Origin of the sequence: Pseudomonas sp. 7-41 (assembly GCF_021233075.1) — a bacterium.
In the GTDB taxonomy this organism is placed as follows: Bacteria; Pseudomonadota; Gammaproteobacteria; order Pseudomonadales; family Pseudomonadaceae; genus Aquipseudomonas; species Aquipseudomonas veronii.
Genome location: NZ_CP089551.1, coordinates 3,003,670 through 3,018,965, shown reverse-complemented (window position 1 = coordinate 3,018,965; position 15,296 = coordinate 3,003,670). Strand labels below are relative to the sequence as shown.

The following is a 15,296-nucleotide window of genomic DNA, read 5'->3' as shown; positions in this document are numbered from 1 at the left end:
AAACGTATACGATCCGTATATTCATCTGACACAGTGAAGCACATGGGCATCGTCAAGATCACCGACCAACTGCACGAACAACTACGCCTGGCCAGTGCGGCCATGGACCGTTCCATCAACGCCCAGGCCGAGTTCTGGATCAAGATCGGCCTGCTCGCCGAACTCAACCCGCATTTGCCCTACAACGAGCTGATCAACAAGCTGTTGCTGGACAAGCCGGACCTGATCCGGGGGCGCAGCTGATGATCAAAACCGCCGCACAACTCGCCGTGATGCGCGAATCCGGGCGCCTGCTGGCCCAGGTGTTCAGCATGCTCGACGGTTTTGTCGCCGCCGGACGCTCCACCCTGGAGCTGGACAGCGCCGTCGAAGCCTTCATCCGCCACGAGCTCAAAGCCCGCCCGGCGAGCCTCGGGCAATACGACTACCCCTTCTCCATCAACACCTCGGTCAACGAAGTGGTGTGCCACGGCATGCCCAGCGCCACGCAAGTCCTCAAGGACGGCGACATCGTCAACATCGACATCACCCTGGAAAAAGGCGGCTTTATCGCCGACTCCAGCAAGATGTACATGATCGGTACCGTCTCGCCGAAGGCACGCCGCCTGGTGGAGATGACCTTCGAGGCGATGTGGGCCGGTATCCGCCAGGTCAAGCCCGGCGCCCGCCTGGGCGACATCGGCCATGCGATCCAGCACCATGCGCAGGCCAATGGTTACAGCGTGGTACGTGAATACTGCGGCCACGGCATCGGCCGGCAGATGCATGAAGACCCCCAGATCCTGCACTTCGGCCGCCCCGGCACCGGGCTGGAGCTGCGCGAAGGCATGGTGTTTACCATCGAGCCAATGCTGAACCAGGGCAGCGCCAAGGTGCGCAGCCTGAAGGACGGCTGGACGGTGGTGACCAAGGACAACAGCCTGTCGGCCCAGTGGGAACACACCGTGGCGGTGACGGCGGACGGGTTCGAGGTGCTGACCCTGCAAGCCACGTCCTGAGCCGGCTCCCCCAGGGATGGGGGGTCACCTCCCATTCGCGCCGCCTGCAATCCGCTTGAGCCCCAGCACCATCAACCCCGCGCCCAAGCCCATCGCCAACAAAAACAGCGGGTACGACACCCACCACGGCGTACCCGCCGTCATCATGCTGAACTCCGACATGCCGCCAATGCTGGCGATCAGGTTGAGCGGCAGAAACACCACGTTGATCAACGTCAGCTTGCGCAACAGGTTGTTCATGCTGTTGTTCATCAGGTTGCCGCGCGCGTCGATCAGCCCGGAGAACACGTTGGAATAAATCTCCGCCTGTTTGTAGCACTGGTGGTTCTCGATGATCAGGTCGTCGATCAGGCCGAGAATCTCGGCGCTGAAATGCTCCTTCTCGCCGTGGTTGCGCAGCCGCGACAGCACGGCGCCATTGCTGTGCAGCGCGTTGATGTAATAGATCAGGCTTTCGCTGAGGTTGAACATCTGCATCAGATGATGGTTGCTCATGGACGCGTTGAACTGTTGCTGCAACTCCCGCGCGACCAGCTTGATCACCTTGAGGTGGCCGAGGTAGTGGTGGATGTTGTTGAGCAGCAGGTCGAGCAGCACATCCAGCGGCGTGTGCAATGGGCGGCGGGCGCCGAGCCCGGACAGCGGGGTTTCATCGGTGGCGATCACCAACAGCCGGCCGGGTGAAAACAGCAGGCCGCAGGACGACACTTCAAACACCAGGGTGCCACCGCCGGAGTAGTTCTCCGGGCGCTTCCAGATCAGAAACAGGTTGTCGGGGTGAAATTCGATGCGCGAGACTTCGTCGGGGTCGAGCGCCGAGGCCAGGGCATGCTCGTCCAGTTTGTGGTGCTCAAGCAGCCAGTTGCGCTCGGCATGGTCAGGGTTGCTGAACAACATGATCGGGGCCTCGTCACTGTCCCCGCTGCGCAACTTTCCATCGATCAATTCAAAGCGCTGGATCATCGCGACTCACCAGACCTGGCCCTGACGCTTCAACTCCAGGCGTCGGACGAATTCCTCCAGCACCAGGCCATACAAGTCGTCCTGCAAGTAGGCATCTTCGATACCGGCATCCAGGTTGGGGTTGTCGTTGACCTCGATCACCACCACCTTGTCGCCCGATTGCTTGAGGTCCACGCCGTAGAGGCCGTCGCCGATCAGGTTGGCGGTCTTCACCGCCAGCTCCACCACGGCCTTGGGCGCCTCGTGGACCGCCAGGGTGCGGCATTCGCCGTTGATGTCCGCGCCGATGGCCTTGTGGTTGTAGATCTGCCAATGGCCCTTGGACATGAAGTATTGGCAGGCAAAGATCGGCTTGCGGTTGAGTACGCCAATGCGCCAGTCGTACTCGGTGTAGAAAAACTCCTGGGCCAACAGCAGCACCGAATGCTCGAACAGTTCGGCGGTGGCCTTGAGCAACGCTTCCTGGCTTTCGACCTTGATCACCCCGCGGGAGAAACAGCCGTCGGGGATTTTCAGCACCAGGGGGAAGCCGAGGCGTTCGCCGACCCGTTCGAAGTCTTCCGGTCGTTCCTTGTAGAGAATCTCGGTGGCCGGCATGCCCAGTTGATGACTGTTGAGCAGGTCGGTGAGGTAGACCTTGTTGGTACAGCGCAGGATCGACGCGGGGTCGTCCATCACCACCAGGCCTTCGCTTTCGGCTTTCTTGGCGAAACGGTAGGTATGGTTGTCGACGCTGGTGGTCTCGCGGATCAACAAGGCGTCGTATTCGGCCAGGCGCGCGTAGTCCTTGCGCTCGATCAGCTCCACATCGATACCCAAACCCTTGCCGACCCTGATGAAATTTTCCAGGGCCCTGGCGTTGGACGGCGGCAATTGCTCCTGGGGATCATGCAGGATCGCCAGGTCATAGCGGGCCAATCGGCGTGAGCGCGGCTGACGCCAGATCTTGCGGCTGAAGTTGTCGAGGGCGTGGGCGAATTGGTCTTCCTGGTCATCGCGCAACTTGTGCAAGATGCCAGACTTGACCCCTTCGATATGCCAGCCGTTATTCTTTTTGAACTCAACTAACAAGATCGGGCACGGGAACGCTTCAAACAGTTGGCGGGCCAACTCCTGCAACGGTTCTATATTGGTTCGACCAAAATAAAGTGTCAGCGTAAAGCCTTCGGTATTGCTGTAAAGATGATGACTCAAGGCTTTATCGAGGGTTTTATCCAGGTCGTCCAGGGCCAGCCCGTACAGTGATTTCTTGGTCAGTTCACTGATGGTCCGCACCGATGGAATCACCTTGTGCCCGCGAGCCTCGGCCAACAGTGAGCAGTAGTAACCGTGCCCCAGATACTTGTAGCCGCGACACAGGTTGATCACCTGCACACGCTTGCCGGTCTCGCTTTCGCGGGTTTGTTCGAGATATTCCTGGGCCGTGACGATGTCTTCGCTGGGGAAGTAGGAGGCCCAGTCTTCCTTGCGTTCGACAATGATCACCACTTGGCTCGTGCCTCTGGGCGGAGCAGAAAAATAACCTTTGGAAGTTATTGTCGCCGCGACTGTTTGCTCGGATACTTCACGCCAATGACTTTGTACCGCCGACATAATATTTGATCCGCTTTAGAGAACTCGACCTTTTCTATTAAGCACGATCTTTTAGAGAAGTCCCGTTTCATTACGCAACTTTTACGGCGGTCATATGGCTCTTTTCTTTCGCGTTGCAACCCCCAGCGATGTGCCGACATTGGTGGCACTGGAACAGCACTGTTTCACCACCGATCGACTGTCGCCGCGCAGTTTTCACTGGATGATCAGCCGCGCCCATGGCGAGTTGCTGGTGGCTGAACAGGACGGCCAATTGCTCGGGTATGCGCTGGTGTTGTTCCATCGCGGCACGTCCCTGGCGCGGCTGTACTCGATTGCCATCGCCGAACACGCGCGCGGCCTCGGCCTGGGCAAGCAGTTGCTGAGTCGCATCGAGGCCTGCGCGGTGGAGCACGACTGTGCGTACCTGCGCCTCGAAGTGCGCAGCGACAACCCCGGCGCCCTCGCCCTGTATGAACGCAACGGCTACCGGCGCTTTGCGCTGATCAACGATTACTACGAAGACCACGCTCCCGCCCTGCGCCTGGAAAAACGCATCGTCCAGCACCAGGACGCGCGCGTGGAGCGTGTACCGTATTACCCGCAAACCACCGACTTCACCTGTGGCGCCGCCTGCCTGCTGATGGCCATGGGCGCGTTGGTGCCGGAGCGCGTCGCCACACGCCGCGAAGAACTGCAAATCTGGCGTGAAGCGACCACCGTGTTCATGACCGCCGGCCATGGCGGTTGCAGCCCTCAAGGCCTGGCGCTGGCCGCCTGGCGTCGGGGCTTTCGTGTGCGGATGCAGGTGAATGTACGCGGGCCGTTGTTTCTCGACGGCGTGCGCGATCAGCATAAAAAGGATGTCATGCGTTTAGTGCATGACGCCTTCGAGGAAGAGTTGGCCACCAGCACGGTCGAGCAAGTGCTCGGCGGCGCGCTGGATCTGCCCAGGGTACTGCACGACGGCGGGCAGCCGTTGGTGCTGATCAGCAGCTATCGGCTGACCCGCTCCAAGTCGCCGCACTGGGTGATGGTCACCGACTGCGACGACGACTTTGTCTACCTGCACGACCCGGATGTGGACCACAGCCAGCACCGCCAGCCCCTGGACTGCCAGCACCTGCCGGTCAGCCACGCGGAGTTCGAGCGCATGTGCCGGTTCGGCAACAACAAATTGCGCGCGGCGGTGGTGCTGTTCAAGCCACCTGCTTGATCGAGGCGGTGAGCAGCGGCAATACGCGACCGCGTACCTTAGAAAGCCAGCTTATAACCGATGCTCATCAACATGATCGCCAGACACGGGCGCAGCACGCCGTCCGGGACTTTACCGGCCATGTGGCTACCGATGTAGATACCCGGCAGCGACCCCATCAGCAAAAGGCCCAGCAGGTGCCAATCCATATTGCCCATGCCGGCGTGGCCCAGGCCCGCTACCAGCGTCAGGGGTACGGCGTGGGCGATCTCGGTGCCGACCAGGCGCCGCGTGGCGAGGAACGGGTAAAGGATAAACAGCGCCACGGTGCCGAGGGCTCCGGCGCCGATCGAGGTCAGTGCCACCATGGTGCCAAGGACCGCCCCCGTGACCACCGTCAGCGCGTTCAGGTTGCGCGGGTGCATGTGGTAATCGTCGCCAGCATGGCGCTGGGCGAAGGCCAACAGGCGATGCTTGAACAGAATCGCCAGGGCGGTCAGCAGCAACACCACGCCGAGCGCCTGTTTGATCACCGCGTTCATCGCGCTGGGGTCGGTGTGCAGGCTGGCGAGGAACCACAGGGTCAGCAGCACCGCGGGCACGCTGCCCAAGGTGAGCCAGCCGGTGATGGTCCAGTCGATATTCTTGTTTTTGCCATGTACCAGCACCCCACCGGACTTGGTGATGGCGGCGTACAACAAGTCGGTGCCCACGGCGGTGGCCGGGTTAATGCCGAACCACAGCAGGATCGGGGTCATCAAGGAGCCCCCGCCGACACCGGTCATGCCGACGATAAAACCAACGATCAGGCCTGCAACTACGAAACCAACGTTACCCACATCCATCACAGCTACCTGCGGCCTTGTAAAATTCTGGCCGCAGGATAGCGATTTTTCTTATAACCACTTATATCAATATGATCTGACTTTATGCCTTTTACGTCAGTCGTTGGCAAACGTAGGCCTGGGTCTGATAGGGAAAGGCCACGGTATCGCGGCCTTTCAACGCCGGGTGAGTGGCGATCAGGTTGCGTAATTGCGCGGTGACCTCGGCTTTTTCAGCGGCGGGCAGTGCCGCGATAAAGCTGACGGAGAGGAAGCGATCCATGATCACTTCCTGCGGACTGCCGACGTGGTTGTAGGGAAAACAGGTCATCTCGGGGGCGGAAAAATACTCGCCGGTGAACGCCTCGCGCCATTTTCCGCTGTGAAAGCGCGGCGTATCGCCCTCGTAAGGCGTGATGATCGCGGTGATCGCTGCCACCCAGTCCACCGATTCATCCCGCACATTCCACACCAGCCCCAGACGCCCGTCGGGCTTGAGCACGCGGTGAATTTCCGCCAACGCAGCCTGGGTGGAGAACCAGTGGAAGGACTGGGCGCAGACCAGCGCATCGGCGCAGGCGGACGCCAGGGGGATGGATTCAGCGGTGCCGTTGACCAAGCGCACATCCGGCAACAACCTGGCCAATTGCGCAGCCATCGCCTGCACGGGTTCGACGGCAATCAGCGTCGGCGCCAGGGCGTTCAGCAGGCGCGTGAACTTGCCGGTGCCAGCACCCAGGTCGATCACCGTCGACTGCGCGTCGATGCGCAGTACGTCAGCCAGCCATCCCGTGAGTTGCCGCGGATAGTTCGGTCGGCCCTGGGCGTAAGTGACGGCCTGGGTCGAAAAACCCTGTTGCGCAGACGTGTGAACACCGGTCATTGCCAATCTCTCCTCGGGTAAAGCGGGGACACAGTGTGCGCCTTCCCACCCGGTTTTTCTAATCCGTCACACTCGGCAACCACACACGAAACCGCGCACCGCCGAGCGGTGAAGCCTGCGCGGTCAGGGTGCCGCCCTGGGCTTCGAGGGCGCGCCGGCTGATCGCCAGGCCCAGGCCAAACCCGCCGGTGGAGCGGTCGCGGCTGCGGTCCAGGCGATAGAACGGCTCGAAGATGCGTTCGCGCTGGTCCGGCGGAATACCGATGCCATCATCGTCCACGCAGATTTCGCAGCCCGTGGGACATACCTTGACCCCCACCTGGATGCGTTTGTCGCAGTAGCGCGTGGCATTGCGCAGCAGGTTTTGCAGGGCGCGGGCGGTCAGGCGCGGGTCGAGGCTGAAGCGCTCGACGCTGCAGTCGAGCGCCACGTCGATCACAATCTCGGGGTGCTCCAGTTCGTCGTCGACGCTGCCCAGCACGCTGTCGACAAACTCGTCGAGCACCACCTCGACCCGCTCCGGCAGCTGCGCAGGGTTTTGCAGGCGGCTATAGGAGAGCAACTCCAGCACCAGCTCATCCAGCTCACGGATATGCGCCACCAAGCTTTGCAGGCGCTCGCGGCTGGCCTGAGGCAGATCTTCGGACAACGCCAGGGCCAGGCCGAAGTCCAGGCGTGTCAGGGGCGTGCGCAGTTCGTGGGAGACCGCGTTGAGCAAGTCACGCTGCTGGTTCAACAGGTGTTCGATATCGTCGGCCATGGTGTCGAACACCGTCGCCAGGCTGCCGATATTGGAACTTGGCGGAATGCGCGTGCGTTCGCCAAAATTCCCCTTGCCCAACTGCGTGGCAGTGCTTTTCAGGCGCTCCAGGTCGCGCCAGTGCGGGCGCAGCCATACCAGCAGGCAGGCGAGCAGCGCGGCACCGATCAGTACGTTCATCGACCAGTACAGCAGGTTCATGTCCAGCGAGTCCGGCGGGATCGTCAGCTTGACCGCAAACTGCGGGTTGATCGGTGAGCTGACCTCGGCCATCCACCCCCACTCGCCCAGGCGGATCACCGGCTTGCCTTGGGCCAGCAGCTGCTCTTCTTCGGGGGTGTAGCGCGCGTCCTGGTGCAACAGCAGTTCGACCTTGAGCGGCGCGAAGTCACGGCCCAGTTGTTCGGTGACCTGGGACCAGCGCTCCACCGGCGCCCGCTGGTATTGCTTGACGATGAGTTTCTGCAGGCCGCGGGACTGTTCGACGTTGTAGTCCACGTAGCGGTGCTCGAACACCTGGATCACCAGCTTGGGAATCAGGAAGATCGCCGCGCTGTAGGTGACGATCGTGATCAGATAGAGACGCAGCAGCACACGAAACATGACTCAGCATTCCCACTCTGATCGGCTGAACAGATAGCCTTTGCCCCACACCGTCTTGATCTTGCGCGCTTCCCCGGCGTGGTCGTCGAACTTGCGGCGCAGCTTGGAGATGGCCACGTCCACCGAGCGGTCGGTGCCGTTGAACTCGATCCCGCGCAGGCGTTGCAGGATCTGATCGCGGCTGAGCACTTCACCGGCATGCCGCGCCAGCACCACCAGCAGGTTGTATTCGCCGCTGGACAACTCCACCGCCTGTTCGCGCCAGGTCGCGGTGCGTTCCGACAGGTCGATGCACAGGTTGCCGATGACGATCTGGTCGTTGGCCACCTGCGGTTCGGACAAGCTGCTGCGGCGCAACAGCGTGCGGACCCGGGCCAGTAGCACGCGGGGCTCGCAGGGTTTGGTGACGTAGTCGTCGGCGCCCATTTCCAGGCCCAGCACCTGGTCGTGGCTGTCATCGCGGGCGGTCAGCATCAGGATCGGCAGGCCCGCCGAATCGGCGCGCAGCAAACGGCACACCTGCAGGCCGTCGAGGCCGGGCAGCATCAGGTCGAGGATCACCAGGTCTGGCGGGTTGAGCCGCGCGCGTTCGCGAACATGGTCGCCCCGGCTGAGCACGCTGACGTGGTAGCCATTGCGCTCCAGGTAGCTGGCAATCAGCTCGGAGAGCGCGGCGTCGTCTTCGACCAGGAGGATGTTGGGCATGGTGTTTCCAAATAATGCAGTTATGGGTCTTACACAAATCCCATGTGGGAGGGGACTTGCGCCCTGCCACATTTGATCTTCAGTGTTTGCAAGGTTGTGCAAGGATATACGCCCGCGGCCGAACGTGGGCTGCACCTTACATTTCTTCACAGACGACCTACACAGCTTCACAGCAGCGCAGTGCCGGCGACATTAGGATGCACCAGTCAATATTGGGATAAGAGCATGTCGAAGAATCTGTTTGCGCCGTTTTGCTTGCTGGCCCTGACACTCGCCCTGAGTGCGTGTGACGAGTCGTCCGCCGAAGCACCGGAAATGCCCCTGGCCACAGTCCGCATCGAAACCCTCGAGGCCAAACCCCTGTCCATCAGCAGTGAACTGAGCGGGCGCATTGCCGCGCCGCGCATTGCCGAAGTGCGCGCGCGGGTCGCCGGGGTGGTGATGCAGCGGGTGTTCAAGGAAGGCCACGACGTGAAACAGGGCGACGTGCTGTTTCGCATCGACCCAGCCCCGTTCAAGGCCGATCTGGACAGCGCTCAGGCCAACCTGAGCAAGGCCGAGGCCAATGCGTTCCAGGCGCGCCTGCAAGAACAGCGCTACAGCCAGTTGGTCGAAGGCAACGCCATCAGCGGCCAGGACTACGACAACGCCCGCGCCGCCCTGCGCCAGACCAACGCCGAGGTCGCCGCGAACAAGGCCGCCGTCGAACGGGCCAAACTGAACCTGGGCTACGCCACCGTCACCGCGCCGATTTCCGGGCGCATCGGGCGTGCGCTGGTGACCGAAGGCGCGCTGGTCGGCCAGAACGAGGCCACGCCGCTGGCGATCATCCAGCAATTGGACCCGATCCACGCCGACCTGACCCAGTCCACCCGTGAGTTGAACGAGCTGCGCCGCGCCTTCCGCGCCGGCAGCCTGAAACAAGTCGGCCAGGACCAGGCCAAGGCCACGCTGATCCAGGACGACGGCAGCCTGTATCCGCTGCCGGGCAAATTGCTCTTCGCCGAGATCAGCGTCGACCCCGGCACCGGGCAGATCATCCTGCGCAGCGAGTTCCCCAACCCGGACCTCGACCTGCTGCCCGGCAGTTTCGTGCGCGTGCGCCTGGAACAGGCGGTCGACCGCCAAGGCATCAGCGTGCCGCAACGCGCGATCACCCGCGACAGCGCCGGCATCCCGATGGTGCTGTTGTTGGACGCCGAACAAACCGTGAGTTTGCAACCGGTGGAATTGGGCGCGGTGATCGATGACCGCTGGGTCGTCAGCGCCGGGCTCAAGGCCGGTGACCGCATCGTCGTCGAGGGCGTGCAACACGCGCGTCCCGGTGAAAAAGTTCAAGTGGATGACAGCCCGCCACCGCCCGCCCAGGCTTCCGGCCAATAAGGATCTTTGACCATGCCGCAGTTCTTTATTGACCGCCCGATCTTCGCCTGGGTGGTCGCCCTGTTTATCCTGCTGGCCGGCGCGCTCGCCATCCCGCAGTTGCCGGTGGCCCAGTACCCCAACGTCGCGCCGCCGAAAGTCGAAATCCACGCGGTGTATCCCGGCGCTTCGGCGCAGACCCTGGATGAAAGCGTGGTCAGCCTGATCGAGCAAGAGCTCAATGGCGCCGATCACCTGCTGTATTTCGAATCCCAGAGCAGCCTCGGCTCGGCCACCATCACCGCGACTTTCCAGCCGGGCACCAACCCGGAGATGGCCCAGGTCGACGTGCAGAACCGCCTCAAGGCCGTGGAATCGCGCTTGCCCCAGGCGGTGACCCAGCAGGGTTTACAGGTGGAGAAAGTCTCCGCCGGCTTCCTGCTGCTGGTGACCCTGACCTCCAGCGACGGCAAGCTCGATGACGTGGCGCTCAGCGACTACCTGGCGCGCAACGTGATGAACGAACTCAAGCGCCTCGACGGGGTGGGCAAGGCCCAGCTGTATGGCGCCGAGCGGGCCATGCGGGTGTGGATCGACCCGCAGAAGCTGATCGGTTTCAACCTGACCCCGGCCGACGTGAATGCCGCGATCAGCGCGCAGAACGCCCAGGTTTCCGCCGGCAGCATCGGCGACTTGCCGGGCACCAAGACCCAGGAAATCACCGCGGCGATCCTGGTCAAGGGCCAGTTGTCCACGCCGGCCGAATTCGCCGACATCGTGCTCAAGGCCAACCCCGACGGTTCCACCGTGCGTATCGGCGATGTGGCGCGGGTGGAAGTCGGCAGCCAGGAATACCAGTTTTCCACACGCCTGAACGGCAAGCCGTCCACCGCCGTCAGTGTGCAACTGTCGCCGGGCGCCAATGCGCTGAGCACCGCGAACCGGGTGCGGGCGAAGATGGATGAGCTGTCGCGCTACTTCCCGGCCAATGTCGAATACAAGATCCCGTATGACACCTCGCCGTTCGTCAAAGTCTCGATCACCAAGGTGGTCTACACCCTGCTCGAAGCGATGGCGCTGGTGTTCGCGGTGATGTTCCTGTTCCTGCAGAACGTGCGCTACACGCTGATCCCGACCCTGGTGGTGCCGATTGCGTTGATGGGCACCTTCGCCACCATGCTGTTGCTCGGGTTCTCGATCAACGTGCTGACCATGTTCGGCATGGTGCTGGCCATCGGTATCCTGGTGGACGATGCGATCGTGGTGGTGGAGAACGTCGAGCGGATCATGGTCAGCGAGGGCCTGTCGCCCAAAGAGGCCACGCGCAAGGCCATGGGCCAGATCACCGGGGCCATCATCGGCATTACGTTGGTGCTGGTGGCGGTGTTTCTGCCGATGGCATTCATGCCAGGCTCGGTGGGGGTGATCTACCAGCAGTTTTCGCTGTCGATGGCCACCTCGATCCTGTTCTCGGCGTTCCTCGCCCTGACCTTGACCCCGGCACTTTGCGCGACCCTGCTCAAGCCGATCGCCAAGGATGAGCACCACGCCAAGGGCGGGTTCTTCGGCTGGTTCAACCGGCGTTTCGAACGGCTCACCGACCGCTACGAAGGCTGGGTGGCGTATGCCCTCAAGCGCAGCGGCCGTTACCTGTTGATCTACCTGGTGCTGCTGGTAGGCCTGGGGCTGATGTTCAGTCGCCTGCCCTCCTCGTTCCTGCCGGTGGAAGACCAGGGTTACACCATCATCGATATCCAGTTGCCGCCGGGCGCGAGCAAGAACCGCACGGTGCAGGTGGCCGAACAGATCGAAGCGCACAACGCCGAAGAGCCCGGGGTTGGCGACACCACCATGATCATGGGCTTCAGTTTCTCCGGCTCCGGGCAGAACGCGGCGCTGGCGTTCACCACGCTCAAGGATTGGTCGCAACGCAGCAGCGACGATTCGGCCGCCGCGATTGCCGACCGCGCCAACATGGCGTTCACCGAACTGAAGGACGCGATTGCCTATGCGATCCTGCCCCCACCGGTGGACGGCCTCGGCACCAGCAGCGGTTTCGAGTTCCGCCTGCAGGACCGTGGCGGCGTCGGCCACGCGGCGTTGATGGCGGCGCGTACCGAACTGTTGGACGCTGCGGGAAAAAGCCCGATCCTGGCCAACGTGCGTGAAAGCGCCCTGGCCGAAGCGCCGCAAGTGCAGTTGCAGGTCGACCGCAAGCAGGCCAACGCGCTGGGCGTGTCCTTCGCCGATGTGGGCAATGTACTGTCGTCGGCCATCGGTTCGGCCTACATCAATGACTTCCCCAACCAGGGGCGCATGCAGCGCGTGGTGGTGCAGGCCGAAGGCGACCAACGCAGCCAGGTCGCGGATCTGTTGAAGATCAACGTGCGCAACAAGGCCGGCGAGATGGTGCCGCTGTCGGCGTTCGTCGCAGCCAAGTGGACCCAGGGACCGACGCAGTTGACCCGTTACAACGGCTACCCGGCCATCGCCATTTCCGGTGAAGCGGCACCGGGGCACAGCACGGGCGAGGCGATGGAAGAAATCCAGCGCCTGGTCAACCAACTGCCGGCGGGCCTGGGCCAGGAATGGACCGGCCTGTCGTTGCAGGAACGCCTGTCCGGCTCCCAGGCGCCGCTGTTGCTGGGCCTGTCGCTGCTGATTGTGTTCCTGTGCCTGGCCGCCCTGTATGAAAGCTGGTCGATCCCGACGTCGGTGCTGCTGGTGGTGCCGCTGGGCGTGCTCGGCGCGGTGTTGGCCGTGACCTTGCGCGGCATGCCCAACGATGTGTTCTTCAAGGTCGGGCTGATCACCATCATCGGCCTGTCGGCGAAGAACGCGATCCTGATCATCGAGTTCGCCAAGGACCTGTACGAGCAGGGCGAAGACTTGCTCGACGCAACCTTGAAGGCCGCGCGGCTGCGCTTGCGGCCGATCATCATGACCTCGCTGGCGTTCATCCTCGGCGTGGTGCCCCTGGCGATTGCCACCGGCGCCAGTTCGGCGAGCCAGCAAGCAATCGGTACGGGGGTGATCGGCGGGATGATCACCGCGACGCTGGCGGTGGTGTTTGTGCCGGTGTTCTTTGTGGTCGTCATGAAGCTGGTGCGCAAGCGTCCATAACCCGCGCAAAAATGCGCTATGGTGCTCACAACCGCCCTTGTTGTGAGCACCCATGCCCTTCCTCGCCCGCACCCACCCTCGCCTCTCTTGCGCCGCCGTCCTGGGCCTTGCCGTTGGCATCCTGGTACCCGCCGATACACTCGTGAGCAAAATCCTGATCGGCTGGAATGCCGGCGTCTGGATCTACCTGGTGCTGATGCTGTGGCTGACCATCCGCGCCAAGGCCGAAGACGTCAAACGCATCGCCGAGATCGAGGATGAGAACGCCGGCCTGGTGCTGTTCACGGTGTGCATCGCAGCCATCGCCAGCCTGGCCACCATCACCTTCGAACTGGTCGGCAGCAAGGACCTGAGCACCGCCGAGCGGCTGTTGCACTACGGTTTTACCGGCCTGACGGTCATCGGCTCATGGTTGTTGATCGGGGTGATCTTCAGCGTTCACTACGCCCGGCTCTATTACACCTGGGCCGGCAAAGAGCCGGCGCTGCGCTTTGCCGAGGGGTTGTTGACCCCCAACTATTGGGACTTCCTGTACTTTTCCTTCACCATCGGCGTCGCCGTGCAAACAGCAGACGTGGGCGTTGCCACCCGCACCATGCGCAAGGTGGTGCTGGGGCAATCGCTGATCGGGTTTCTGTTCAACACAGCGATCCTTGGGTTCTCGATCAATATTGCCGCGGGACTGTTCAGTTGACGCCGCACAAACCTTCTAGACGCCCACGACTCGATGGACGCTAGATAACATCGTCTATTCCGCCTCGGTGTTGTGATGGCCGCGCACAATTGGATCGATCTGTCCCAGGACGCCGACACCGGCATCGAGACCCTGCGCGCGCATTTCGAAGGCCATGCCTACGATCCCCATTGGCACGACAGCTACCTGATCGGCGTGACCGAACAAGGCGTGCAGCAATTCAACTGCCGCCGCACGCGCCACAACAGCGTGCCCGGCCAGGTGTTCCTGGTGGAACCCGGCGAGTTGCATGACGGCGACGCGCCCACGGCCGACGGTTTTACCTACCACATGCTCTACCTCGACCCGCAGTGGTTGACGCGGGAAGTGAGCGCGGTCTTCGAAGAGGCTCCCGTCAACAGCCAGCTGAGTTTTGCCGCGACCTTGACCAACGACCCGCGCCTGGCCCTCGCCACCAGCCAAGCCTTTCGCACCCTGCACAGCGGCGAGTTGCGCATCGTGCGACAACGGGCCATGGACCAGTTGCTCGAACGCCTCACCGGCCAGCTCCACTGGCGTAGCCGTTACCGTGACGACCCACGCCTACCGCTGGTCGCCCACAAAGCCCGGGAATACCTGCATGCCCACCTGCATCACGATGTAGGCATGGATGCCCTGGCGCTGGCCTGCGGCGTCGACCGCTTCCGCCTGACCCGCGCGTTCAAGAGCGCGTTTGGCCTGCCGCCCCATGCTTATCTGGTGCAACTGCGCCTGGCCCGCGCGCGGCACTTGCTGGCCAAGGGTGAACAACCGGCCGATGTGGCGATCGCCCTGGGTTTTGCCGATCAGAGCCACCTGGGCCGCTGGTTCGTGCGCGCCTATGGCCTGACGCCCGCCGCCTACCGCAAGCGCTGCTCAAATCTTCCAGACAGGTGATACGCGGGCTTGTGAAGATCGACGCCATCAATGGGTCTATCGGAGTCGTCCCCCATGCTGTCCACGCTGTTGCCTTTCATGCTGTTTGCCTTCGTCGCCTCAATTACCCCCGGCCCGACCAATATCCTGGTACTGAGCAACAGCGCCCGTTTCGGTTTCAGGGCCACGCTGCCAATCATCCTGGGCGCCTGCGCCGGCGCGGCGCTGCTCGTGCTGGTGGTGGGCTCGGGGTTTGGCCGGTCCTTGGTGCAGCTACCCAAGGTACAAACCGCCATGCAATGGATCGGCATTGCCTGGCTGAATTACCTGGCCTGGCAGATTTTCAGCGCCCCCACCCGGGCCATCGAAGCGGATACACGCCAAAAACCCCTGAGCCCGATCGGCGCCGCCAGCCTGCAATTGATCAACCCGAAAAGCTGGATGATGGCACTGGCCGTAGTCAGCGTTTTTACCGGCAATGGTGCGGAGCGCCAAAACCAGGTGGTGTACCTCTCCCTGGCGTTTTTCCTGATATCGATCCCCTGCCTGGGCACCTGGGCGCTGTTGGGTGCCGGATCCGCACGGGTGTTGCGTTCGAGCAGCGCCATGCAGCGTTTCAACCGCGGTATGGCCGTGCTGCTGTTGGCGGCGGCTTGGTTAAGTGTGCTGGCCTGAACACACCGGCTATCTGGCTTTGTCCTACAACTTCTTGACGGCTTT

General features: G+C 62.5%; 14 protein-coding genes. 8 read left to right on the top strand and 6 right to left on the bottom strand.

Annotation, left to right across the window (positions count from 1 at the left end):
* Positions 1–42: 42 nt before the first annotated feature.
* Together LQ249_RS13595 and map are read left to right on the top strand one after the other, a co-directional pair.
* Positions 43–243, top strand: coding sequence for a ParD-like family protein (locus LQ249_RS13595; RefSeq protein WP_003190946.1), 201 nt, complete (start codon positions 43–45; stop codon positions 241–243).
* Complete coding sequence (map, locus tag LQ249_RS13590; RefSeq protein WP_046383187.1) at positions 243–998, top strand: type I methionyl aminopeptidase; 756 nt, start codon at positions 243–245, stop codon at positions 996–998. Before LQ249_RS13595 ends, map begins: the two co-directional genes overlap by 1 nt.
* A gap of 24 nt (positions 999–1,022) precedes the next feature.
* Here map and LQ249_RS13585 read toward each other — a convergent pair whose 3' ends face one another.
* Both LQ249_RS13585 and LQ249_RS13580 read right to left on the bottom strand, forming a co-directional pair.
* On the bottom strand, positions 1,023–1,961 hold the full coding sequence (locus LQ249_RS13585) for a magnesium transporter CorA family protein (RefSeq protein WP_046383186.1): 939 nt from the start codon (positions 1,959–1,961) through the stop codon (positions 1,023–1,025).
* A gap of 6 nt (positions 1,962–1,967) precedes the next feature.
* Entirely contained in the window at positions 1,968–3,554 is a 1,587-nt protein-coding gene (locus tag LQ249_RS13580; protein ID WP_108526598.1) for a RimK family protein, read from the bottom strand.
* 94 nt (positions 3,555–3,648) lie between these two features.
* Between LQ249_RS13580 and LQ249_RS13575 the strand changes: the two genes are divergently transcribed.
* A complete protein-coding gene (locus LQ249_RS13575) occupies positions 3,649–4,749 on the top strand; it encodes a GNAT family N-acetyltransferase/peptidase C39 family protein (RefSeq protein ID WP_232566542.1) in 1,101 nt (366 codons plus the stop codon).
* Positions 4,750–4,787: 38 nt separating this feature from the next.
* Here LQ249_RS13575 and LQ249_RS13570 read toward each other — a convergent pair whose 3' ends face one another.
* From LQ249_RS13570 to LQ249_RS13555, 4 genes are all read right to left on the bottom strand, one after another.
* Entirely contained in the window at positions 4,788–5,573 is a 786-nt protein-coding gene (locus tag LQ249_RS13570; protein ID WP_232566541.1) for a sulfite exporter TauE/SafE family protein, read from the bottom strand.
* 91 nt (positions 5,574–5,664) lie between these two features.
* The gene (locus LQ249_RS13565; protein WP_017848417.1) at positions 5,665–6,435 is read right to left on the bottom strand and encodes a class I SAM-dependent methyltransferase; all 771 of its coding nucleotides are present in this window, start codon (positions 6,433–6,435) and stop codon (positions 5,665–5,667) included.
* A gap of 58 nt (positions 6,436–6,493) precedes the next feature.
* On the bottom strand, positions 6,494–7,798 hold the full coding sequence (locus LQ249_RS13560; RefSeq protein ID WP_046383182.1) for an ATP-binding protein: 1,305 nt from the start codon (positions 7,796–7,798) through the stop codon (positions 6,494–6,496).
* 3 nt (positions 7,799–7,801) lie between these two features.
* On the bottom strand, positions 7,802–8,503 hold the full coding sequence (locus LQ249_RS13555; protein WP_017848415.1) for a response regulator transcription factor: 702 nt from the start codon (positions 8,501–8,503) through the stop codon (positions 7,802–7,804).
* A 225-nt stretch (positions 8,504–8,728) separates the two neighbouring features.
* Here LQ249_RS13555 and LQ249_RS13550 point away from each other — a divergent pair, with 225 nt between their 5' ends.
* The 5 genes from LQ249_RS13550 (at position 8,729) to LQ249_RS13530 (ending at position 15,251) form a co-directional block, all read left to right on the top strand.
* Entirely contained in the window at positions 8,729–9,886 is a 1,158-nt protein-coding gene (locus LQ249_RS13550; RefSeq protein ID WP_046383181.1) for an efflux RND transporter periplasmic adaptor subunit, read from the top strand.
* Between the two features lie 12 nt (positions 9,887–9,898).
* Positions 9,899–12,988: an efflux RND transporter permease subunit gene (locus LQ249_RS13545; RefSeq protein ID WP_057005244.1), complete on the top strand. Its 3,090-nt coding sequence runs from the start codon at positions 9,899–9,901 to the stop codon at positions 12,986–12,988.
* Between the two features lie 52 nt (positions 12,989–13,040).
* Positions 13,041–13,682 (top strand): DUF1345 domain-containing protein, encoded by a 642-nt coding sequence (locus LQ249_RS13540; RefSeq protein WP_057005243.1) that lies wholly within the window; start codon positions 13,041–13,043, stop codon positions 13,680–13,682.
* Positions 13,683–13,757: 75 nt separating this feature from the next.
* The gene (locus LQ249_RS13535; protein ID WP_108526594.1) at positions 13,758–14,597 is read left to right on the top strand and encodes an AraC family transcriptional regulator; all 840 of its coding nucleotides are present in this window, start codon (positions 13,758–13,760) and stop codon (positions 14,595–14,597) included.
* A gap of 54 nt (positions 14,598–14,651) precedes the next feature.
* Complete coding sequence (locus LQ249_RS13530; protein ID WP_169865689.1) at positions 14,652–15,251, top strand: LysE family translocator; 600 nt, start codon at positions 14,652–14,654, stop codon at positions 15,249–15,251.
* Positions 15,252–15,296: the final 45 nt, after the last annotated feature.

Coding starts and splice junctions, on each gene's coding strand:
- LQ249_RS13595 (WP_003190946.1), top strand. CDS start 43: ATGGGCATCGTCAAGATCACCGACCAACTGCACGAACAACTACGCCTG.
- map (WP_046383187.1), top strand. CDS start 243: ATGATCAAAACCGCCGCACAACTCGCCGTGATGCGCGAATCCGGGCGC.
- LQ249_RS13585 (WP_046383186.1), bottom strand. CDS start 1,961: ATGATCCAGCGCTTTGAATTGATCGATGGAAAGTTGCGCAGCGGGGAC.
- LQ249_RS13580 (WP_108526598.1), bottom strand. CDS start 3,554: ATGTCGGCGGTACAAAGTCATTGGCGTGAAGTATCCGAGCAAACAGTC.
- LQ249_RS13575 (WP_232566542.1), top strand. CDS start 3,649: ATGGCTCTTTTCTTTCGCGTTGCAACCCCCAGCGATGTGCCGACATTG.
- LQ249_RS13570 (WP_232566541.1), bottom strand. CDS start 5,573: ATGGATGTGGGTAACGTTGGTTTCGTAGTTGCAGGCCTGATCGTTGGT.
- LQ249_RS13565 (WP_017848417.1), bottom strand. CDS start 6,435: ATGACCGGTGTTCACACGTCTGCGCAACAGGGTTTTTCGACCCAGGCC.
- LQ249_RS13560 (WP_046383182.1), bottom strand. CDS start 7,798: ATGTTTCGTGTGCTGCTGCGTCTCTATCTGATCACGATCGTCACCTAC.
- LQ249_RS13555 (WP_017848415.1), bottom strand. CDS start 8,503: ATGCCCAACATCCTCCTGGTCGAAGACGACGCCGCGCTCTCCGAGCTG.
- LQ249_RS13550 (WP_046383181.1), top strand. CDS start 8,729: ATGTCGAAGAATCTGTTTGCGCCGTTTTGCTTGCTGGCCCTGACACTC.
- LQ249_RS13545 (WP_057005244.1), top strand. CDS start 9,899: ATGCCGCAGTTCTTTATTGACCGCCCGATCTTCGCCTGGGTGGTCGCC.
- LQ249_RS13540 (WP_057005243.1), top strand. CDS start 13,041: ATGCCCTTCCTCGCCCGCACCCACCCTCGCCTCTCTTGCGCCGCCGTC.
- LQ249_RS13535 (WP_108526594.1), top strand. CDS start 13,758: ATGGCCGCGCACAATTGGATCGATCTGTCCCAGGACGCCGACACCGGC.
- LQ249_RS13530 (WP_169865689.1), top strand. CDS start 14,652: ATGCTGTCCACGCTGTTGCCTTTCATGCTGTTTGCCTTCGTCGCCTCA.